Raw genomic sequence first — 19499 nt, 5'->3', positions numbered from 1 at the left:
GACAGAATGACCGAGTTGAAAACCGCGTCCGGCGCCGCGGATGATCGACGAGACGCTCGATCTGTTGACCCGTGCGGATTATGTGGCGGACCGGTCGCTGGCGACCGTGCTGTTTTTATGCGTTCGGTCGACCCGCGGCGGTGGATCCAGGCTGGCGCGAAGCGCGTCGCATAACCACATGTCTGCCAGGGAGAAAATCATGGAACACAGTATCTATCTCGATGAGGCCCGCGATCCGCTGATCATCGCGGAGGGCTGGATGAAGGACGGCAAGGATGTCGCCATTGCCACCGTGGTCGAGACCTGGGGCTCGGCGCCGCGCCCGGTCGGCAGCCACCTAGTGATCGACGCGGAAGGCAATTTCCACGGCTCCGTCTCGGGCGGCTGCGTCGAAGGCGCGGTGGTGACCGAGGCGGTCGATGTTATCGATAGCGGCACGGCCAAAATGCTCGAATTCGGCGTCGCAGACGAGACCGCCTGGCAAGTCGGCCTGTCATGCGGCGGCCGCATCAAGGTCTATGTAGAAAGATTGGGTTGATCTCGAATGGATCCCTATGCGCTGAAGACACTCAACGCCGAACGCCGCGCCCGCCGCGCGGCAATCCTGGTCACCGATCTCGGCGACGGCCGCGACCGTGTCGTGCGCGAGGGCGACCGGGTAGCCGGCGAACTCGGGGCGGCCATCGCCAAGGCATTTCGCACGGGCAATTCCGGTTCGGCCGAAGCTGAGGGACGGACCTTCTTCCTCAACGCACATCTGCCGCAGCCGCGCCTGGTGGTGATCGGCGCCGTCCACATCAGCCAGGCGCTGGCACCGATGGCCAGGATCGCCGGCTATCCTGTCGAGATCATCGATCCGCGAACGGCCTTTGCCACGCCCGATCGTTTTCCCGATATCGCGCTGCATGCCGAATGGCCAGAGGATGTGCTGACGCGTCAGCCGCTCGATAGCTATACGGCGCTGGCTGCTCTCACCCACGATCCGAAGATCGACGATTTCGCGCTGAAGGCGGCGCTCGACGCCGGCTGCTTTTATGTCGGCGCGCTCGGCAGCCGCAAGACCCACGCCAAACGTGTGGAACGCCTGCTGGCTTCGGGAGCGACCGCCGACCAGATCGCCCGCATTCATGCCCCGATCGGCCTCGACATTGGGGCTGCCAGCCCGGCCGAGATCGCCGTCGCGGTGTTGGCGCAAGCGATCCACGCCTTTCGCTCCCGTGGTCTCGAATCCAAAGGCGCGGTCGCGTGAAATTTGGTCCCGTTGCGATCGATGCGGCCGAAGGGGCAGTGCTGGCGCACGCCACCACAGCCGGAGAGCGCCGCTTCCGCAAGGCGCACAGGCTAAGCGCCGGGGATGTGTCCCTGTTGAAGGCCGCTGGCATTTCCGAGGTCGTAGCGGCGGTGTTGGCGCCCGATGATCTCAGCGAGGACGTCGCTGCCGAAAAGATCGCCGCATCCATGATCCATCGCAACATCGAGGCGAGGCCCGCCGCGACAGGTAGGGTCAACCTCCACGCGCAGGCTGCCGGCATGTTCACCGTCGACGCGGCGATGATCGACGCCATCAACGCCGTCGATCCGACGATCACCATCGCCACGCTGGCGCAGCATGCGCCGGTCGAAAAAGGTCAGATGGTAGCAACGGTGAAGATCATCCCATTTGCGGTCGCCTCCGCTTTGGTCGATGCCGTGGCAAGGATCTGCGCCGGCGGCGAGATATTTGCGGTCAACGCCTATCAGCCGGTGCGCGTCGGCGTCATCCAGACGGTGCTGCCCGGCATCAAACCCAGCGTGCTCGACAAGACGCTGCGCGTCACCGAAGCACGCTTGGCGCGTTCGGGCGGCGGGCTGACGGCGGAGCGTCGAACCCCGCATGAAATTATCCCCGTCGCCGAGGCTGCGGCCTCGCTGATCCGCGACAACGATATGGTGGTTATCTTCGGCGCCTCGGCGATGGCCGATTTCGGCGACGTCGTTCCCGCTGCCATCGAAAAGGCAGGCGGCACTGTCATCCGCGCCGGTATGCCGGTCGATCCCGGCAATCTGCTGGTGCTCGGCACACTCGGCGGCAAGCGCATTATCGGTGCGCCGGGCTGCGCCCGCAGTCCCAAGGAGAACGGCTTCGACTGGGTGCTCGACCGGCTGATCGCCGGTCTCGACGTGACCGCCAGGGATATCGCCGGCATGGGCGTCGGCGGGCTGTTGATGGAAATTCCGACGCGGCCGCAGCCGCGCGAGCCATTGCCGGCCAAAGCCGAACCAAAGGTCGAGATCGTGCTTCTGGCCGCCGGCCGCTCCAGCCGCATGGGCGGGCCGAACAAGCTCTTGGCGCTCTTCGACGGCAAGCCGCTGGTCCGTCGCACTGCCGAACGCGCGGTCGGTTCGAAAGCCGCGGCCACCATCGTCGTCACCGGCCACCAGCGCGAGCGCGTGCGCAGTGCACTGTCTGGGCTCGATGTGACCTTCGCCGACAATCCGGATTTCGCCGAGGGTCTGTCTTCGTCGCTGAAGGCCGGCATCGCCAAGATTTCCGGCGACGCCGCCGGCGCCATGATTGTCCTCGGCGATATGCCCGGCGTCGCCTCGGCCGACCTCGACAGGCTGATCGAGGCGTTCCGCAAGTCCGAAGGGCGATCGGTGGTGCGCGCCGCTCATGATGGCCGGCGCGGCAACCCGGTGCTGCTGCCGCGCTCGCTGTTCGCCGCGATCGCTCACCTCGAAGGCGATACCGGTGCCCGCCATCTGGTCGAGGCCGAAGGGCTCGACGTCATCGATGTCGAGATCGGCGAAGGGGCAGCCGTCGATGTCGACACGCGCGAGGCGCTGGAAAGCGCCGGCGGCGTGCTGCAGGATTGACAAACCGAAGCCGAAAAACGCATGGCTGCGGAATGGCCTTTCGTTCCTGCCTCCGGTTCCGCTTGCCCCCCTCCGGCCTCCCGGCCCTTCTGATCGCGATTCTTTGGTCGCTCTTTTGTGCCACTTACGCCAACGCTCTCGAACTCAAACCCTTCAAGGACGATCTGTTCGCCTATCCGGTCACACTCTCGTCCGAGAGCAACGGCGCCTATACGGTCGTCGATTATCGTGAGCTGCGCGACATCAACGCTCGTGACGAAGTGCCTGAGCGTCGTGTGCACGCGCAATACACCGACACCGGCGTGCGTAAGGTGCAGCAGGATCTATTGCTGCCGACCGATGCAGGCGATGTCCGCCACATTGCCGTCGGCAAGACCGGGGGCGCCAGCATCATCGTGCTTTATCTGCACGGGCAGGGCGGCAGCCGTAAGCAGGGTGCTGACGACTTCACTTTCGGCGGCAATTTCAACCGTATCAAGAACCTGATGGCCGGTAATGGCGGCCTCTATCTGTCGCCGGATTTTTCCGATTTCGGCGACACCGGTGCCGCCCAGATCGCCGCATTGATCGGCCACTATGCCGAACAGTCGCCGCGCGCAAAAATCTTCGTCGCCTGCGGCTCTATGGGCGGCGCGTTGTGCTGGAAGCTGGCAGGCCGCAAGGACTCCGGCGGGCGCATCGACGGGCTGCTGCTGCTCGGCTCGCTGTGGGACGAGAGTTTCTTCTCAAGCTCCGCATTCAAGCGCCGTGTGCCGGTCTTCTTCGGCCAGGGCAGCAAGGACCCGGTGTTTCCAATCGAGAAACAGGAAGCCTTCTTCCGATCGATTCTGGGCAAATCGAAAGCCTACCCGACCCGCTTTGTCCGCTTCGAGACCGGCACACATGGCACGCCGATCCGCATGACCGACTGGCGGGGCACACTCAACTGGATGTTATCGAAGGTCCCTTAGGGCGCGGTGTTGTAGTCGAGCACGGTCTGCGGGTTGATCTCGCCGTCATAAGAGGCATCGACCTCATACTGCACCAGCGAGAAATTGCCGTGGCGAAACAGGTAGGTGCCGGCCGACGAGGCGTCGCCGACGCCGCGCCACTTGTTCAAGGATGAAATCGTTTTGGTGGCCTCGTCATATTCGGAGTTGACCAACTGGTCGTCAGTCTGGAAGCCGATGATGTTGATGCCCTCGACCTTGCCTTCGCTATTGTTGTTCTCATAGCGAATATCGAGTTCCGGTGACGCGAATTGTAATTGCCGGACGCCCGATACGTCGTCGTAGATGTAATAGACTGCGCTCTCATTGTAGGCGGCCATCGAGCAGAAAAAGCGAAACAGCCGTGTCTCGCGTTCGGGCTCGTTTTCGGCCGCCCCCGCATCCTTGTAGCGGAGCGAGTAGGCGTCCGGCTCTCCTCGCGGATCGCCGCCGGGCATGTCCTTGTCGCACTGGTCGCCATAAGTCGCGGCAAACGCCTTGTTGGCCTGCTCAAGCGCTGCGTCCTTCTTCGGCGGCGGCGGTCCTTCGCCGCAGCTTGCCGGCACGGCATCTTCGAAATCGGCCTTTGAGGGTTTCAGCGCACCCTTGTCGATGAAGATTGCGCGAAATGGCGGTTCCTGGATCGAGGCGTTGATCTGGCGCAGCGTATAGCAGCCGGCAAAGACATTCTCGCTGCCGTCCTTGGCCGTCGCCCGGATGGCGACCGGAACGCTGTAGTAGATGCTGCCGGCAGCCCCGTCTTCGGATACGCCACCGGTTTTGACTTCGACCGTGTCCGTGCCGTCATAGCCTTTGACGAAGGAATTGAAATCCTTGGCCGGCTTGGTGTCGCCGAAATAGTCCCAGGCGCGCGCGAATTCGTGCCGGCTGATGGCACTATAAAGCGACCGGATGACCGCTTCGGCATTCGACCTGTCGTCTATGTAAGGCGCGTCGGCGGCGAGCACCGGTTGGCTGGTAGCGGCAAGGGAGAAAAAAGCGGTCGCTGCGAACAAGGCGCGTCTCATCGGGAACCTCCACTCGATGAAAAATCCTATCATATCGATTGCGGCGGCGTGGTGACGCTTGAACAATCGCCTGCGAAAGCGCTACCTCTCGCCGTGGGCAGTCGGGCCGCGTGGAGATTTCTTGTGACCATATCAATGTATGAAGCATCCGTGCCGGTATTTTCGGCGAGGCTGAAGGCACTAGCCAACGTGCTGAACATTGCCGAGCAAAATGCGGCTGATCGCAAGATCGATCCGCAGGTGTATCTGACGGCGAGGCTGGCGCCGGACATGTTTGCGCTGACCAGGCAGGTACAGATTGCCACCGATCACGCCAAAGGTGCGCCGTCGCGGCTTGCCGGGCGCGAGGTGCCAAAATATGAGGACAATGAGGCGAGCTTCGCTGATCTGCAGGCCCGCCTTGCCAAGACATTGGCTCATCTCGCGACATTTTCGGCGGCCGAATTCGATGGTTCAGATGACAGGATGATCGAACTGCGGCTTGCGGGACGCGAGGTTTCGATGCCGGGAATGCAGTATCTGCTGCATGCCGCCATGCCCAATTTCTATTTCCACCTGACCACCGCCTATGACATCCTGCGTCACAACGGCGTGCCATTGGGCAAGTCGATTTTCCTCGGATTGCGTTGAGATTCGCTCGGGAGATATCCCGGCCGCGCCGGGATATCTCGCGGCGCGCTGTTTAGCGTAGGGACATTTCCCGGGCGATGCGCGGGAAATCGGCCGGCTTGACGCCGATATCGGCGCGATCGGCATTGCTCATCGAATGGAGCAGCGCCAGCGCCGCGCGATAACGCAGCTGTTCCCGCGGACGCGGACGGGCGAACATTTCAGTTAAGAATCCCATGATTCAAGCCCCTTTATTGAACCTCCACGGCCTCCAATATAGGCAGATCATGACAATTGTGCAGTGCAGCATCCGCATGGCAGCCATGCTGCCCCGATCTTTTTTGACATAATTCGGCTGTTCCGGCGAAACTTCTGTGGCGCTTCGACCGTAGGAGTCAGTGCCGGCACTTGGCCGGTTTTTCCTCGCCATTCCTGGCGAAATTCCGGACTGCATGAAAATGCGGTCCGGCTTTTTATTGGCCGCGGGGATAAACCCCGTTCGCCGGCGTCCTGGGAAAGTCGCCTGGCCTGCCGGCGGTGGGCTTGGAAGCGGGCGGCGCTTTCCTGTATGCTGTTGTTTCCTCCTCGCGCAGCCGCGCAAAAATTCCCACCGGAGAAACTCCATGCACAAACGCCGTCTCGGCCAGACCGATCTTTTCGTGTCGCAAATCTGCCTCGGATCGATGACCTGGGGCCAGCAGAACACCGAGGCGGACGGTCACGCCCAGATGGATCTGGCGTTTGCTCGCGGCGTCAATTTCATCGACACCGCCGAACTCTATCCGATCCCGCCCAAGGCGGAGACACAAGGCCGTACCGAGACAATCATCGGCAATTGGATGAAGGAGAAGCGCAATCGCGACCAGGTGATCATCGCCTCGAAGGTAGTTGGTCGCACCACCAACAGTTGGTTTCGCGGCGACCGCCCGTCTAAGCTGGTGCGCGCCGATATCTTCGACGCTATCGATAAGTCACTCGCCAGGCTCAACACCGATTACATCGACCTCTATCAGATCCATTGGCCGGAACGCGACGTGCCGTGGGGCGCCAATCCGAACCGCATCGGCGCCGTACCGCGACGCTCCGATGCCGCCGGCGTGCCGGAAGGCGAGACGCCGATCGCCGAGACGCTTGCCGTATTCGATGAACTGGTGAAGGCCGGCAAGATCCGCCATTTCGGCCTGTCGAACGAGAATTCCTGGGGAGTCATGCGTTTCATCGCCGAAGCCGACAAGGGCCTCGGCCCGCGCGTCGCCTCGCTGCAGAACGCCTACAATTTCGTCAATCGCACCTTCGAGGTGAACCTTGCCGAAGTCTGCGAGCGCGAGCAGGTGTCGCTGCTTGCCTATTCGCCGCTGGCGCAAGGCTATTTGACCGGCAAATACGATCATGGCGCGCGGCCGCAGGGCTCGCGCTCGCAGTTGTTCAACCGCGGCCAGCGCTACGAGACTCCGAATGCTGCCGAGGTACAGCTCGAATACAACCGGTTGGCGCGCACCTTCGGCATGGAGCCGGCGCTGTTTGCCAATGCCTATATCTCGAACCGGCCCTTGGTCACCTCGAACATCATCGGCGCCACCACCATTTCGCAACTCGAAATGGCGCTCTCTTCCGCCGACGTGGTCTGGACCGAGGACATGCAGAAAGCCGTTGATGCGATCCACCAGCGCGTCGGCAATCCGTGCCCTTGATGCGTCGGGACGTGGTTGTCCGATCGTCATAAGGAGAGGGGAACAGCCGTGGACTTCCGGATCGACGCGGTGCGCGCGAAATTTCCGGCTTTGTCGCTGACCGACAAGAGCCGCCGGCGCATCTATCTCGACAATCCTGCCGGCTCGCAGGTCCCGCAGGCGGTGGCGGACGCAGTATCGCGTTGCTTGCTGACCACCAATGCCAACCTCGGCGGCTTCTTCGAGACCACCGTTGCCGCACAAGACATCGTGGACGAGGCCCATCTGGCGATGGCGGATTTTCTCGGCGCTGCGAGCCCGCAGGAAATCATCATGGGTGCCAACATGACGACATTGACCTACCACATGTCGCGAACGCTCGGCCGCACGATGAAGCCCGGGGACGAGATCATCCTCACCCGCATGGACCATGAGGGCAACGTATCACCCTGGCTGCAACTGGCTGAAGACCTTGGCCTTGTCGTGCGCTGGCTGCCTTTCGACCAGCAGAGCTGGCAGATCGAGGAGGCGGCGCTCGCCGCGCTGCTTTCCGAGAGGACGCGGCTCGTCGCGCTCAACTACGCCAGCAATCTCACCGGGTCGATCAACCGGGTGAAGGCGTTGACCGGCATCGCCAGGCGGGCTGGTGCGTTGGTCTACGTCGATGCCGTCCAGTTCGCGCCGCATGGCCTGATCGACGTCCAAAACCTCGGCTGCGATTTCCTGATCTGCTCGGCTTACAAGTTCTTCGGCCCGCATATGGGAATTTTGTGGGGCAGGCTGGACGTTATCGATGCGCTTAAGCCGTATAAATGCCGCTGCTCGTCCAATGCCCTGCCGGAGCGCTTCGAGCTCGGCACGCCGCAAATCGAACTGATGGCCGGCCTGTCGGCGGCTGTCGATTATTTTGCCGAGTTGGGCGCGGCAGCCGGCGCGCAAGGATCGCGTCGGCTGAAAATCGCCAAGGCCTTCGAAGTTTCAATCGCTTACGAGAACCCGCTGGCGCAACAGCTGATCGACGGTCTGTCGGATATTGCCGGCCTGACCATCCACGGCATCACCGATCCGAAGCGGATCAATGAGCGTGTGCCGACGGTGTCGTTCACTGTCGAAGGCATCGTGCCGGAGACGATCGTGCGGCAGATGAATGCCGAAAACATCTTCCTGTGGTCCGGCCACAACTACGCCTGGGAGATCGTCCACCAGCTCGGCATTCCGGCCGAGCAGAGGGTGGTGCGCATCGGCATCGCTCATTACAACACTTCAGCCGAAATCGACGAGACGCTGGAGAGCGTGCACCGCGTTGTCGCCATGCTGAGGCAGGAACGATCCTGAGCGGCCCTCGCGGGCGGATCATCGCTTGTGGGCGCCGCCAAAACCGGTGAGGAAGGCGGTGAGATTGTCGCCGAGCTCGTCGCAGAGATAGCCGCCTTCCTGGACGATGACCGTTGGCAGGCCGAGCCCGGCGATCACCTCGCCAATGCGCGAAAAACCAGGCGTGCTCACCGACAGCCCGCCGAACGGATCGCCTTCGAAGGCATCTAGCCCCAGCGCCACCACAAGCGCATCGGGCGAGAAGGCGTTGATGCGCTGGAACGATGCCTCCAGCGCTTCGAGGAACGCTGCATCGCCGGATTTGCGCGGCAGCGGCAGGTTGAGATTGTAGCCGAGGCCGGCGCCTTCGCCGCGCTCGTCGCCATGGCCCCAGAAGAACGGATAGAAGCGCACCGGGTCGGCATGCAGCGACACGGTGAGCACGTCCGGCCGGGCATAGAAGATGCCTTGCGTGCCGTTGCCGTGGTGCAGGTCGACATCGAGGATCGCCACCCGCGCCGCCTGCTTGCGCAGAACCTGTGCAGCGACCGCCGAATTGTTGATGAAGCAGAAGCCGCCGGCGACATCGGCAAAGGCGTGATGGCCGGGCGGCCGGCACAGCGCATAGGCGGCCGGCGCTCCCGACATCACCGCCTCGGCGGTTTCAACCGCGCTCCAGGCGCTCCACAGCGCGCTCTGCCATGTCTCGCCGGAGATAGGACAGGCAGTGTCAGCCATGTGGTAGCCGGCCTGGCCGACCGCCGAGGCCGGATAGAAGCCGTTCCGCGCGATCGGATGGATGTTGGGGATGACCTCGGCTGAGGCACCCTCGATGCGCTGCCAGCGCGCGAAGATATGCTGGAGGAAATCGAGATATTCGGGCGTATGCATCGCCGCAATCGGGCCGAGCCCATGATCCCGCGGCCGTTCAATCGTGCAGCCGGCAGCTTTTGCGCCGGCTAGCAACCGCTCGATCCGTTCGGGCTTTTCCGGATTGGGCTGCGGCGCCCCGCTGGAGAGGAACGCCTTCGGGTCGTGGCGCTTCTGTTCTTCGGCATAGAAGGCTTTCATGTTGGCTCCTCCGGTGCATCGGCAAAGGCGAAAAAGGCGTCGCCGACGATCTTCTGCACCTGCTCGTAGCTGGACCAGGCAATGCCCAATCGTTCGTAAAAAGCCTTGGCGGTCTCGTTGTCGGTGTCGACGGACAGCCTGAGATAGACGCCGCCTGCCTTCCGGCACTGCGCCGCCACCCGGCGCAGCAGGCGCTCGCCGATCCTGCGGCCACGAAAACGGTCCTCGACATAGAGGTCCTGCACATAGACGCCGGGCCGTCCCATCCATGTCGAGAAGATCGGAAAATACAGGCAAAGCCCGGCAAATTCGCCACCGACTTCGGCGATCAAGGTCGAGAAGGCAGGCTTTTCGCCAAAGCCATAGGTGCGGAGATCCTGAGCTGTCGAGGTGATCTCCTGATGTGCGCCGACATGCGCGCCGAGCCGTAGGAGTGCGGCGTGGATGGTTTCGACGTCCTCGACGGTCCCGGGCCGGATGTTGATCTCGGGCAAAGCGACAGTCACTGGAGGTACGATGCCAAGGCACCCCCCTCTGGCCTGCCCTCTTTACGACTACTTGGCATCTCCCCCTCAAGGGGGGAGATCGGATCACCTCCGCGTTCGCCAATCTCCAACGCTGAAAAAGGGGCAGGACGGCGAAGCTGCCAATCTCCCCCCTTGAGGGGGAGATGCCAAGTAGTGGTAAAGAGGGCAGGACAGAGGGGGGTGGACCGGGAGCCAAACATTTCAGATTGCCTTCATCTCAGAACGCCACGCGGTCGCAGCCCTTGAGCGCCAGCATCTGCCGTGCCTCGGCCGGCGTTGCGACGTCCAGCGACAGCCCTTCCAGCACGCCGCGGATCCGGCGGACCTGGTCGGCATTGGACTTGGCGAGCTGGCGCCCGTCGTAGAGGCTGTCCTCCAGCCCGACGCGGACGTTGCCGCCCATCGCCGCCGCAATCGAGATCATCGGCATCTGGTGGCGTCCGGCGGCCAGCACCGAAAACCGGTAGCTGTCGCCGAACAGTTTGTCGGCGATGCGCTTCATGTGGACCAGGTTTTCTGGATCGGCGCCGATACCACCCAATATGCCGAATACGAACTGGATGAACAATGGTCCCGACACCAGCCCGCGGTCGCGGAAATGCGCAAGCGAATAGAGATGGCCGACATCGTAGCACTCGAATTCGAAACGCGTGCCACAGCCGCGCCCAAGCTTTTCCAGGACCGTCTCCATATCGGCAAAGGTGTTCTTGAAGATCGTGTCACGGGTAGCCTCGAGCAGCTTCGGCTCCCATTCGTGCTGCCATTCTCGCGGCCGCTCGAGCATCGGGAACAGCGCAAAATTCATCGAACCCATATTGAGCGAACACATTTCCGGCTCGGCCCTGAGCGGCGCGGCCAGCCGCTGGTCGAGCGTCATCAGCGACGATCCGCCGGTGGTGATGTTGATCACCGCATCGGTCGCCTGCTTGATGCGCGGCAGGAACTGCATGAACACCTCGGGGTCGGCGGTCGGCCGCCCATCCTTGGGGTCGCGGGCATGAAGATGCAGGATCGAAGCGCCGGCCTCGGCGGCGGCGATCGCATCTGCGGCGATCTGGTCCGGCGTCACGGGCAGATGCGGCGACATCGACGGGGTGTGTACCGACCCGGTGACGGCGCAAGTGATAATGACTTTTCGCGGCGCCATGGCTCGCCTTTCAGCCTTCGACCGGCAGGTCGAGCTCGCCGGCCAGCACGTCGAGCGAGTCGCCGATGATGGATATGATCTCGCCGATCTGCGCGGCGGTGACGATCATCGGCGGCGCGACCATGAAATTGTCGCCATCGACGCCGCCCTTGACCTTGCGTCCGTAGATGATCAGGCCGCGCTCATAGGCGAGGTCGAGTAGATGCTGGGTGGCCTTCTTTGCCGGCTCGATCGGCCTCAGCGTTTCTGGGTCCGCGACCATTTCGGCACCGGTGAGCAGGCCCTTGCCGCGGATGTCGGCGATGAACGGAAACCGCTTCGCCAATCCCTTCAGCTCGTCCATCAAAAGCTCGCCCATGACAGCCGCGTTGGCGATCAGGCCGAGACGGTCCATTTCGCCGAGTACGGCGAGCCCGGCGGCGCAGGCGAGCGGGTTGCCGGCGTAGGTATGGCCGTGCTGAAAGCCGCCCGATGCGAGCAAAGGCTGCACCAGCCGCATCGGTGCCGCCAGCGCGCCGAGCGGCGCGTAGCCAGAGCCCAGCCCCTTCGACAGCGCGACGATGTCGGGCTTGCAGTTCCAGTGGTCGCCGCCGAGGAATTTTCCGGTGCGGCCGGCACCGCTCATCACTTCGTCATGGATGAGCAAGATGCCGTAGCGATCGCAGATCTCGCGGATGCGCGGATAGTAGCTGTCCGGCGCCACCAGTGCTGCCGTGGCAGCGCCGCCGACTGGCTCCATGATGAAGGCGAGCACGCTCTGCGGTCCCTCGGCGAGGATCTTTTCCTCCAGCATGTCGGCGTAGCGGATGCCGCGCTGTTCCATCGAAAGATTGTCGCGGTCGCGCCAGGCGATGGGCGCCGGCACGGTCGGCATCATCTGCATCATCGGCACAAATGTTTCGGACAGCGCATCGTCGCCGGTAACGGCGAGCGCGCCGAGCGTGCCGCCATGATAGGAGGGAAAGCGCGAGATCACCTTCCAACGGCTGGGCTGGCCGGTGGCGACCGCCCATTGCCGCGCCAGCTTGACGCAGGATTCGGTCGCTTCCGAGCCGCCGGAGACAAAGAAGATGCGGTCAATGCCTTCAGGGAGTTTGGCGGCCAGCTGCCGCGCGAGCTCCTCGGCCGGTTCGTTCTCGAAATGCAGGCGGTAGGCGAAGGTGGCGCGGTCCATCTGCCTTTTCATCGCGTCGAGCACGTTGCGATTGGAGTGGCCGATATTGGCAACCATCGGACCGCTCGATCCGTCGATGAAGCGGCGGCCATCCTGCGTCCACATGTAGATGCCTTCGGCGCGGTCGATCAGCGGCCGGCGCAGGCTGGATAGATAAAACAGATGCGAGGCTTCGCGAGTTTCCGGGGCAGGAGACTTCAACATGTCATGGCTTTCCAAGATAGCGGTCGAGGACATTTCTGGTGACGCGCTCGACCATCGCATCCTGCCTTAGCAGGCCGGCAACCCATTCGCAGCTTCCGGCGTGAAACACCTCGCCTTTGCCGCGCGGGAAATTGACGATCATGCCGTTGCCGCGTTTGACCTTGTCGAGGTTGGCATCGCTTGCCTCGCCGAACAGCGTCTCGGCGGTGAAGCGTCCGTCCTCGTCGCCGAGAAACTGGTCCTCGAACGCAATGTCGGCGCTTTCCTCGACCTGGCTCGCCATGCCGACGGCCAGCACTTGCAGCCCGTCCGGTGCACCGCTGTCGGGCTTGGGGTAGGGCAGGCCGCCGCGGATCTCGAAATCGAGCCCGTCGACCTCGTAGCCATAGACATGGCTGTCGGCGCCGAGCAGATCGCCATAGTAGATGCCGGTGCCGGCAAACGCCCAATGCTCCGGCCGGTAGACCGGAAAGCCGCGTACGCCGCGCGGCGCGCAGCCGCCCCAGCCGGCATAGAGGCCTCTTGTCGCGTTGAGGCCGAAGGTCGCCGCACCCGGCCGGCCGATTTCCGGCGCTTCCCAGGAATTGGTGGCGCGCCTTATATCGTCGCCGCGATAGGCCGGGTCCTCGGCGCGGGCGCGGTATTTGTAGCAGACCTGCCGGCGGCCTTCGTCCTCCAGCCTGGTCTGCCACATGAAATTGCCGGCAAAGCGCGCCGCATGACCGCCGCGCTCGACATAGGTGTCGACCGCATCGCGCATTTCCCAGGTCCAATATTCGTCGTGGCCGACCAAGACAACGCAGTCATAGCCGTCGAGAATGTCGGGCGAAAAATGCAGATCGTGCTGGCTGGCGAGATCGACGGCGTAGCCGGCACGCTCGGCGAAGCGGAAGAAATGGCTGTCGTAGCTTGCCCAGCCGGACGAGGCGTATTTCTTCGAATGGCCGGTGGCAAAGGCCCATTCCATATGCGGATAGCGCGGCACGGTTTTCGGCGGCACGGCGACTTCGAGCGGCACGCGCGGCGCGTCCCTGGGCAGCACGACGAAGCCGCGGCACCACGGCCGTTGGGTCGACACCATTCGTGCATATTGGTCCCGGCCTGGCCCGGTGATGCCTTCGTAATGGTTGGAACCGCCCCATGTATTGTAGGCGAGCCAGGTGCCGGTGGCCGCCACCTGCAGCACACGGCCAGGCTTCTTGCCGGGCTGCGGCGCGACGATAAAAAGATGGTGGCAGCGGATCGGCTTGCCGTCCCGGCCATCTGCCGTCAGCGTCACGCGATAGGCGCCGGACGGCCAGTCGTCGCCGATGCGAAACTCGAACGACGCTTGCCAGCCGCAGCCTTCGACCGAACATTGGTCCGGCGTATCTTGCCAGCGCGCCGCGATTCCGGTCCCTTCGAACATTGTCGTTTCCGCGCCGCCGTCGCGGATGATCGCGATGCCGAAACTGGCGGCCGTCGAACTGACATGCAGTGCCACCATGTCGCCAGGACGGTAGGAAAAACGGTCGCTGTAGCACCAGATTTCGCCGCGCCTGCCATCCATACCGGGCCATTCCCAGTAATGGCTGCGCACCGCCTGGCGTCGCTGCTCCGGCGTCAGTCCGAAATCGGGAAACTCGGTCGGCAGATGGTTCATGGACACCGCTAAGGTCGAAGGCCGCCATTTCGGCCATCCGCCGGCCAAGCGTCAATTGGAAACGATCGGACCAGCCATTGCCGGGCTGCTCCCTTGGCCTTGCCGGCCAAACAGACTATCTCACAAAGGGCGGCCTTGTCCGCCACGGGAGCCGATATGCTGAGAGTGCAAAAGGTCAGGGTCAACGATATCTACGTGCCGACGGCGCGCAAGAAGACGCTGCATCCCGAGACCGTCCGCCATCTGGCCGAGGACATTCTGGAAAACGGCATGAAGATGCCGATCCAGGTGCGCCATGACGGCAAGCGCCATATCCTGGTCGAAGGGTTGCATCGGCTGGAAGCGGCCAAGTGGCTCGGCGAGACCGAGATCGACGCCTATCTGGTGCAAGCCAAGCGCCACTGAAGCCACTTATTTCCGTCGTTCGAATCTCCTGTCCCGCGGATTTTTTCGCGGACCGTGTCGGCTTGCGTCTTGTCGGTTCGTCCTAGACACGGAAGCCAAAACCGACGTGTGAGGAAACATCATGACCACCAAGCTCGACATCGCCCCCAACTCCGATCGCGAGCTGGTTCTCGCCCGCATCATCGATGCGCCGCACGAGAACGTCTATCGCTGCTGGACCGAGCCAAAGCTGTTGACGCAATGGTTCTCGCCGAAGCCGTGGACGACGCCGCACGCCGAAATGGATGTGCGGACCGGTGGCTCCACCCTTGTCGTCATGGCCGATCCCGACGGCAAGGAGTTCCCGAATCCAGGCATCTTCCTCGAAGTCGTACCGGGCAAAAAGCTCGTCTTCACCGATGCCTATACGAAGGCGTGGGAGCCGTCCGAAAAGCCGTTCATGACGGTCGTGCTGACCTTCGAGGACGAGGGCGAGGGCAAGACCCGCTACATTGCCCGCGTCGCGCATTGGTCGGTCGCCGACCGCGAACAGCACGAGAAAATGGGTTTTCACGAGGGCTGGGGCCAGTGCGCCGAACAGCTTGAGGAGGTCGCCAAGCGACTTTGATGCAAACGGGAGAGGGAGACTGATGTCCAGATCGGTATTTTTCGCCATTTTCGCCTCGGCCGCCGCGCTGTTTGCCGCGCCGGGCACCATCAACGCAGAGGAGGCCAAGCCCGCCATGACGACCGCAACCGCAACACTGCCGACGCCGGAAAAATCCGGCCTGCTGCCGATTAACGGCCTGAACTATTATTACGCCGTCTATGGCAAGGGCGAGCCGCTGCTTCTGCTGCATGGCGGCCTCGGCACGACCGACATGTTCGCGCCGATCCTGCCAAAACTTGCCGAAAACCGCACCGTCATCGGCGTTGACCTGCAGGGCCATGGCCGCACCGCACTCGGCGACCGGCCGCTCAGCCTGGAGGCGATGGGCGACGACATGGCGGCGATCGTCAAGGCACTCGGCTACGACAAGGTCGACGTGATGGGCTATTCGCTGGGCGGCGGCGTCGCCTTCCGCATGGCCGTCCAGCATCCCCAAACGGTGCGCCGCCTGGTGCTGGTCTCGACCGGCTACGCCGCGGACGGCTTCTATGCCGAGATGCGTGGCCAGCAGGCACAGGTCGGCGCGGCGATGGCCGACATGATGAAGGACACACCGATGTACAAATCCTACGTCGCGGTTGCGCCGCATCCGGAGGATTTTCCGAAACTGCTCGACCAGCTCGGCGCCTATATGCGCAAGGACTACGACTATTCGGCCGACGTGCCGAAGCTGAAAATGCCGGTGATGCTGGTGTTCGGCGACAGCGACATGTACCGGCCCGAGCACGAGATCAAGTTCTATCAGATGCTCGGCGGCGGGTTGAAGGACGCCGGCTGGATGCGCGAGAACCTGTCGCAGAACCGCCTGGCGATCGTGCCGAACCGCACCCACTACGATGTGTTCTTCGCGCCGGAACTGACAGCTGCCGCGCTGCCGTTCCTCAATGGCCAGACCAAGGTCAAGACCTGGGACGAGGTCGTCAACGAAACGAACTGACGCCCAGTCAATTGTCTGCCGGCCGTCTTCCGCGAGATGGCCGGCATGTCGCCCATGGGGCCTTGGCCCGGCGCATCGGCCAATCGTGTATTGGCCGCATCACAGCTATAGATGGCGCCATCAAAGCTTTTCAATTGACGCTGCCACGCCTATCGATAGGTATGCCGCCTATCCTCACAGGGCAGGGACGCGGGTGATGGCAAGATATCAGGGCGGGTGTTTGTGCGGTGCGGTGCGCTACCGCGCCGAGGCGGCACCGATCAATGAGCGCGTCTGCCATTGCCGGTTGTGCCAGAAGGCGCTGGGTGCCGCCTTCAATGCGCGCGTGCTGTTCCGCATCGATGATGTGACGGTCGACGGACCGCTGGCGACGGTGAATTCCTCGCCCGATCTCAAGCGCGGCTTTTGCCCGCGCTGCGGCACGACGATGTTTTCCCGGCGCGATTCCGCCGGCATTATCGGCATCACCACCGGCTCGCTCGATGATCCCTCGTTGTTCAGGCCTGAGATGCATATCTGGACCGCCTCGAAGCAGCCCTGGGTGCAGATCGACGACGGCCTGCCGCAGTTTGAAGGCGCGCCACCTCCGGCTTGAGGTGGAATCTGGACAAAATTTAATCCGAAGCGACACGAGATAGCCGGCAAAGCGTCATTGGCGGGCCATCATTGCTGCCTATCTATTGGCATGCGGGCAGGCAGTCGAGGAGGCGACGGATGAACGACAGCATCAACACCCTGGATGAACTCTTGAGCGATCCGATGATCAAGCTGGTAATGGAGCGCGACCGCGTGCAACCGGCACAACTTCGCACGTTGCTCGAAGAAAAGGTCCGCCGGGTAGACGATGATGCGCCGGTCAACGATCGCTTTGTACCGCCGGCCCACCTCATGGCCACGACCTGTCACAAGCTGTGGTTGTGCAGCTAGGGTCTTGAAGCGGTCAGCCGGAATTTGCCGGCAAATAGCTGTAATGGCTGCGGAAATAGGCAAGCTTGAAGCCGAGGCGTGCATAGTTGCGGTAGGCTGGCCCGTCACGTTCGGCTCGCGGCGCCTCGATATCGGCCACGAACAGTTTTGCACCGGCCGCAAGTCCGTCGCGCACCATCGCTTCGCCGAGCATTGCATCGAGGTCGAAGCTCGGCGCCATGATGCCGGGCACCGGCGCGTCGATGCCGCTCCAGGCCATGCCGTCGGCGCCGATGAACATCGAGCGCACCGCCGCCACCGCGTCTTCCCGCCGCAGCATGTAATGATGCCAGCCGCGTCGGCCGGCCAGCGCCAGCAACCACGGTGAGGTCGGCAACCGATATTGGCTGTCGATGAACCCAGCCCATTCCCTTGCCGTTGCCGGCGTCACCCGCTCGACCGAGACATCCTCCGTCGGGAAAAGCGGCTCAGCGGGCAATGGCGTGGCGTCGCGAAAGATGCGTTCCCAGCCGCCCTGACGTTGCAGGCCGCGCGCCTCGAGCCAGCAGCTGAGCGTCGCGGGCTCGGTGTGTGGGTTGGTGTAGAACCAGGGCCGCAGAATGCCGGCGTCGCGATAATGCGCCAGAAGCGCGTCGAGCCGGCTCTCGGTGGCCGCGCTCTCGACGCCGAAATTTTTGACACAGTTGAAATGGATGAACGGGATCGTCGTGCAGGTGGCCCAGACGAGATCGCCATCTTCGGCGATGGCAAGGCCTTGCTTTGCGGCAAAGTCTGCCGGGGCGGCGCGATAGAGATCGAGCCACGCATTGACCTCGGCGCGTTCGATGGCGCGGCTGAGGTTGCGAGGTATCTCGTCGACCCCGATGGCGGGCGAGCATGGCTCCGGCGGGACTACGGGCTGCAATTCTGACAGGGCGGCGGGCTGCATGACGTCCTCCACGTGGTGCCTTACACCGTAAGATTAGTGGAGACTAATCTCATGCCGTGAGTTGTCAAGCCGAGGCAGCGACGTGGCCGAACATTGGAGGGACAGCGCACCTCCGCCCGGCCAACGTCCGCCGCAAAGCCCTAACAATTCGATTCAAACTTTGTTGGTAGTTTCTTGTTAGGAATCCAGCTTGGTTTGTCCGGCGGCGTTGTCCTGCCTTCGGTCTGTTGTGTTTTGCGTACAGGTCCAGATGCGGTTATCAGGCGTCGTCATCTTTTCGATCGCAGCGCTGTGCCTTGCCGGCTGCACGTCAACCTCCGGCGTCGATGCGCTGCAAGTGCCGTCCAGCGAGACCACCAGCTCGGTTGTGCGGCCACCCGCGCCGGTGGCATCCGTGGCGAAAACTGATGCTGCGCCCGCTTTTGCCGACCAGGAGCAGGACGAACAGCCGGTCGCGATGGACGTACCCGATCAGGACGTCGAACCGCCGGCCGAGGTGATCGCGCTGATGTCGCCGCCGAAGCGGCTGACACGCGCGGCACCAGCAATGCTTGCCGAACCGGTCACACGCTATGGTTTTCGCGATGCCAAGCCGATCAATTTCGGCAAGGCATCCTCGCCGAGGCGTCTCGCCGTCCACGGCGTCGACGTTTCGCGCTGGCAGGGCAATGTGAACTGGGGAAAGCTGCGTGCCCAGGGCGCCAACTTCGCCTACATCAAGGCCACCGACGGCGGCGATCATCTCGACCCGATGTTCACCAGGAACTGGCGCAGTGCCGATGCCGCCGGCCTCAAGCGCGGCGCCTATCACTTCTTCTATTGGTGCCGCACCGCCGGCGAGCAGGCCGACTGGTTCATCCGCAACGTGCCGCGGGTCGAGGGTGCGCTGCCGCCGGTGATCGACGTCGAGTGGAACGGCGACTCCAGCTGCAAGCGCCGCCCATCGCGGCAAAAGGTGCTGGAAAAGATGCAGGTGTTCATGGACAAGCTCGAGCGCCACTACGGCCAGCGGCCGATCATCTACACCGCGCCCGACTTCTACCGTGACAATCTCAGGGGCGCCTTCCTCGATTATCCGTTCTGGCTGCGCGCCGTGGCGGCGCACCCGTCAAAGGTCTATCCCGACCGCAAATGGCTGTTCTGGCAATATTCCGGCTCCGGCCTGTCGCACGGCGTAAGAGGCCGCATAGACCTCAACGTCTTCCACGGCGATGAGAGGGCCTGGCGCGACTGGGTGGGCGGCCGGCAGATGGTGGCCGAGGCGGAGTAGCGCGGCAGCTTCTTCCTTCTCCCCTTGTGGGAGAAGGTGGATTGGCGCGCAGCGCCGAGACTGTTGAGGGGTGTTGGACGGAGCGCCGCCGGTGCCAAGCTGGAGCACCCCTCATCCGACCTCGCTTCGCGAGGCCACCTTCTCCCACAAGGGGAGAAGGGGAGGCGCCGCGC

Annotated in this window: 21 protein-coding genes; 13 read left to right on the top strand and 8 right to left on the bottom strand. The window is 63.2% G+C overall.

What is annotated here, in order from left to right; all coding sequences use genetic code 11:
* The first annotated feature begins 199 nt into the window (after positions 1–199).
* From NKI25_RS17960 to NKI25_RS17945, 4 genes are read left to right on the top strand one after another with little or no spacing between them, the layout of a single operon-like run.
* Positions 200–538, top strand: coding sequence for an XdhC family protein (locus NKI25_RS17960; protein ID WP_352570856.1), 339 nt, complete (start codon positions 200–202; stop codon positions 536–538).
* A 6-nt stretch (positions 539–544) separates the two neighbouring features.
* Positions 545–1249 (top strand): XdhC family protein, encoded by a 705-nt coding sequence (locus NKI25_RS17955; RefSeq protein ID WP_352590717.1) that lies wholly within the window; start codon positions 545–547, stop codon positions 1247–1249.
* Positions 1246–2856, top strand: a complete 1611-nt coding sequence (locus NKI25_RS17950; RefSeq protein ID WP_352590720.1) for an NTP transferase domain-containing protein — start codon at positions 1246–1248, stop codon at positions 2854–2856. The genes NKI25_RS17955 and NKI25_RS17950 overlap by 4 nt, the downstream gene beginning before the upstream one ends.
* A 32-nt stretch (positions 2857–2888) precedes the next feature.
* A complete protein-coding gene (locus NKI25_RS17945; protein WP_352590723.1) occupies positions 2889–3806 on the top strand; it encodes an alpha/beta hydrolase in 918 nt (305 codons plus the stop codon).
* On the opposite strand, the gene NKI25_RS17940 is transcribed toward NKI25_RS17945, so the two are convergent.
* A complete protein-coding gene (locus NKI25_RS17940) occupies positions 3803–4852 on the bottom strand; it encodes a DUF1176 domain-containing protein (protein WP_352570859.1) in 1050 nt (349 codons plus the stop codon). The genes NKI25_RS17945 and NKI25_RS17940 overlap by 4 nt on opposite strands.
* 123 nt (positions 4853–4975) lie before the next feature.
* Here NKI25_RS17940 and NKI25_RS17935 point away from each other — a divergent pair, with 123 nt between their 5' ends.
* Positions 4976–5482 (top strand): DUF1993 domain-containing protein, encoded by a 507-nt coding sequence (locus NKI25_RS17935; protein ID WP_023674743.1) that lies wholly within the window; start codon positions 4976–4978, stop codon positions 5480–5482.
* 52 nt (positions 5483–5534) lie between these two features.
* On the opposite strand, the gene NKI25_RS17930 is transcribed toward NKI25_RS17935, so the two are convergent.
* On the bottom strand, positions 5535–5699 hold the full coding sequence (locus NKI25_RS17930; protein ID WP_352590726.1) for a hypothetical protein: 165 nt from the start codon (positions 5697–5699) through the stop codon (positions 5535–5537).
* A gap of 385 nt (positions 5700–6084) precedes the next feature.
* Between NKI25_RS17930 and NKI25_RS17925 the strand changes: the two genes are divergently transcribed.
* Positions 6085–7152: an aldo/keto reductase gene (locus tag NKI25_RS17925; protein WP_352590729.1), complete on the top strand. Its 1068-nt coding sequence runs from the start codon at positions 6085–6087 to the stop codon at positions 7150–7152.
* A 48-nt stretch (positions 7153–7200) separates the two neighbouring features.
* On the top strand, positions 7201–8466 hold the full coding sequence (locus tag NKI25_RS17920; protein WP_352998905.1) for a cysteine desulfurase-like protein: 1266 nt from the start codon (positions 7201–7203) through the stop codon (positions 8464–8466).
* Between the two features lie 18 nt (positions 8467–8484).
* Here NKI25_RS17920 and NKI25_RS17915 read toward each other — a convergent pair whose 3' ends face one another.
* The 5 genes from NKI25_RS17915 to NKI25_RS17895 form a co-directional block, all read right to left on the bottom strand.
* Entirely contained in the window at positions 8485–9516 is a 1032-nt protein-coding gene (locus tag NKI25_RS17915) for a histone deacetylase family protein (RefSeq protein ID WP_352590732.1), read from the bottom strand.
* Positions 9513–10022 carry a GNAT family N-acetyltransferase gene (locus NKI25_RS17910; protein WP_352590734.1) on the bottom strand — a complete coding sequence of 170 codons (510 nt, stop codon included), beginning with the start codon at positions 10020–10022 and terminating at the stop codon, positions 9513–9515. The genes NKI25_RS17915 and NKI25_RS17910 overlap by 4 nt, the downstream gene beginning before the upstream one ends.
* 238 nt (positions 10023–10260) lie before the next feature.
* Positions 10261–11190, bottom strand: a complete 930-nt coding sequence (gene kce / locus NKI25_RS17905) for a 3,5-dioxohexanoate:acetyl-CoA acetone transferase (RefSeq protein WP_352998902.1) — start codon at positions 11188–11190, stop codon at positions 10261–10263.
* Positions 11191–11200: 10 nt separating this feature from the next.
* Complete coding sequence (locus tag NKI25_RS17900) at positions 11201–12568, bottom strand: aminotransferase family protein (protein ID WP_352590736.1); 1368 nt, start codon at positions 12566–12568, stop codon at positions 11201–11203.
* Position 12569: 1 nt separating this feature from the next.
* Entirely contained in the window at positions 12570–14210 is a 1641-nt protein-coding gene (locus NKI25_RS17895; protein WP_352998900.1) for a N,N-dimethylformamidase beta subunit family domain-containing protein, read from the bottom strand.
* A gap of 156 nt (positions 14211–14366) precedes the next feature.
* On the opposite strand from NKI25_RS17895, the gene NKI25_RS17890 reads away from it, so the two are divergent.
* From NKI25_RS17890 to NKI25_RS17870, 5 genes are all read left to right on the top strand, one after another.
* A complete protein-coding gene (locus NKI25_RS17890) occupies positions 14367–14615 on the top strand; it encodes a ParB N-terminal domain-containing protein (protein ID WP_023674751.1) in 249 nt (82 codons plus the stop codon).
* Between the two features lie 121 nt (positions 14616–14736).
* On the top strand, positions 14737–15222 hold the full coding sequence (locus NKI25_RS17885) for an SRPBCC family protein (protein ID WP_352829495.1): 486 nt from the start codon (positions 14737–14739) through the stop codon (positions 15220–15222).
* Positions 15223–15244: 22 nt separating this feature from the next.
* Entirely contained in the window at positions 15245–16201 is a 957-nt protein-coding gene (locus tag NKI25_RS17880; RefSeq protein ID WP_352788553.1) for an alpha/beta fold hydrolase, read from the top strand.
* Between the two features lie 196 nt (positions 16202–16397).
* Positions 16398–16796 carry a GFA family protein gene (locus tag NKI25_RS17875; RefSeq protein WP_352457758.1) on the top strand — a complete coding sequence of 133 codons (399 nt, stop codon included), beginning with the start codon at positions 16398–16400 and terminating at the stop codon, positions 16794–16796.
* A 119-nt stretch (positions 16797–16915) separates the two neighbouring features.
* On the top strand, positions 16916–17128 hold the full coding sequence (locus NKI25_RS17870) for a hypothetical protein (RefSeq protein ID WP_023674755.1): 213 nt from the start codon (positions 16916–16918) through the stop codon (positions 17126–17128).
* 13 nt (positions 17129–17141) lie between these two features.
* On the opposite strand, the gene NKI25_RS17865 is transcribed toward NKI25_RS17870, so the two are convergent.
* Positions 17142–18056, bottom strand: coding sequence for a hypothetical protein (locus NKI25_RS17865; protein ID WP_352590742.1), 915 nt, complete (start codon positions 18054–18056; stop codon positions 17142–17144).
* A gap of 250 nt (positions 18057–18306) precedes the next feature.
* On the opposite strand from NKI25_RS17865, the gene NKI25_RS17860 reads away from it, so the two are divergent.
* Positions 18307–19326 carry a GH25 family lysozyme gene (locus tag NKI25_RS17860; protein WP_352590745.1) on the top strand — a complete coding sequence of 340 codons (1020 nt, stop codon included), beginning with the start codon at positions 18307–18309 and terminating at the stop codon, positions 19324–19326.
* The last annotated feature ends 173 nt before the right edge of the window (positions 19327–19499 follow it).

The sequence above is a fragment of the Mesorhizobium sp. M0808 genome (assembly GCF_040320025.1).
In the GTDB taxonomy this organism is placed as follows: Bacteria; Pseudomonadota; Alphaproteobacteria; order Rhizobiales; family Rhizobiaceae; genus Mesorhizobium.
This window is presented reverse-complemented; position numbering and strand designations above follow the sequence as displayed.

Excerpts from the sequence above, each read along its gene's own strand:
- kce (WP_352998902.1), bottom strand. The coding sequence starts at position 11,190 with ATGGCGCCGCGAAAAGTCATTATCACTTGCGCCGTCACCGGGTCGGTA.
- NKI25_RS17945 (WP_352590723.1), top strand. The coding sequence starts at position 2,889 with ATGGCCTTTCGTTCCTGCCTCCGGTTCCGCTTGCCCCCCTCCGGCCTC.
- NKI25_RS17870 (WP_023674755.1), top strand. The coding sequence starts at position 16,916 with ATGAACGACAGCATCAACACCCTGGATGAACTCTTGAGCGATCCGATG.
- NKI25_RS17940 (WP_352570859.1), bottom strand. The coding sequence starts at position 4,852 with ATGAGACGCGCCTTGTTCGCAGCGACCGCTTTTTTCTCCCTTGCCGCT.
- NKI25_RS17860 (WP_352590745.1), top strand. The coding sequence starts at position 18,307 with ATGCGGTTATCAGGCGTCGTCATCTTTTCGATCGCAGCGCTGTGCCTT.
- NKI25_RS17955 (WP_352590717.1), top strand. The coding sequence starts at position 545 with ATGGATCCCTATGCGCTGAAGACACTCAACGCCGAACGCCGCGCCCGC.
- NKI25_RS17885 (WP_352829495.1), top strand. The coding sequence starts at position 14,737 with ATGACCACCAAGCTCGACATCGCCCCCAACTCCGATCGCGAGCTGGTT.
- NKI25_RS17895 (WP_352998900.1), bottom strand. The coding sequence starts at position 14,210 with ATGAACCATCTGCCGACCGAGTTTCCCGATTTCGGACTGACGCCGGAG.
- NKI25_RS17865 (WP_352590742.1), bottom strand. The coding sequence starts at position 18,056 with ATGCAGCCCGCCGCCCTGTCAGAATTGCAGCCCGTAGTCCCGCCGGAG.
- NKI25_RS17890 (WP_023674751.1), top strand. The coding sequence starts at position 14,367 with ATGCTGAGAGTGCAAAAGGTCAGGGTCAACGATATCTACGTGCCGACG.
- NKI25_RS17915 (WP_352590732.1), bottom strand. The coding sequence starts at position 9,516 with ATGAAAGCCTTCTATGCCGAAGAACAGAAGCGCCACGACCCGAAGGCG.
- NKI25_RS17875 (WP_352457758.1), top strand. The coding sequence starts at position 16,398 with ATGGCAAGATATCAGGGCGGGTGTTTGTGCGGTGCGGTGCGCTACCGC.
- NKI25_RS17925 (WP_352590729.1), top strand. The coding sequence starts at position 6,085 with ATGCACAAACGCCGTCTCGGCCAGACCGATCTTTTCGTGTCGCAAATC.
- NKI25_RS17930 (WP_352590726.1), bottom strand. The coding sequence starts at position 5,699 with ATGGGATTCTTAACTGAAATGTTCGCCCGTCCGCGTCCGCGGGAACAG.
- NKI25_RS17880 (WP_352788553.1), top strand. The coding sequence starts at position 15,245 with ATGTCCAGATCGGTATTTTTCGCCATTTTCGCCTCGGCCGCCGCGCTG.
- NKI25_RS17960 (WP_352570856.1), top strand. The coding sequence starts at position 200 with ATGGAACACAGTATCTATCTCGATGAGGCCCGCGATCCGCTGATCATC.
- NKI25_RS17900 (WP_352590736.1), bottom strand. The coding sequence starts at position 12,568 with ATGTTGAAGTCTCCTGCCCCGGAAACTCGCGAAGCCTCGCATCTGTTT.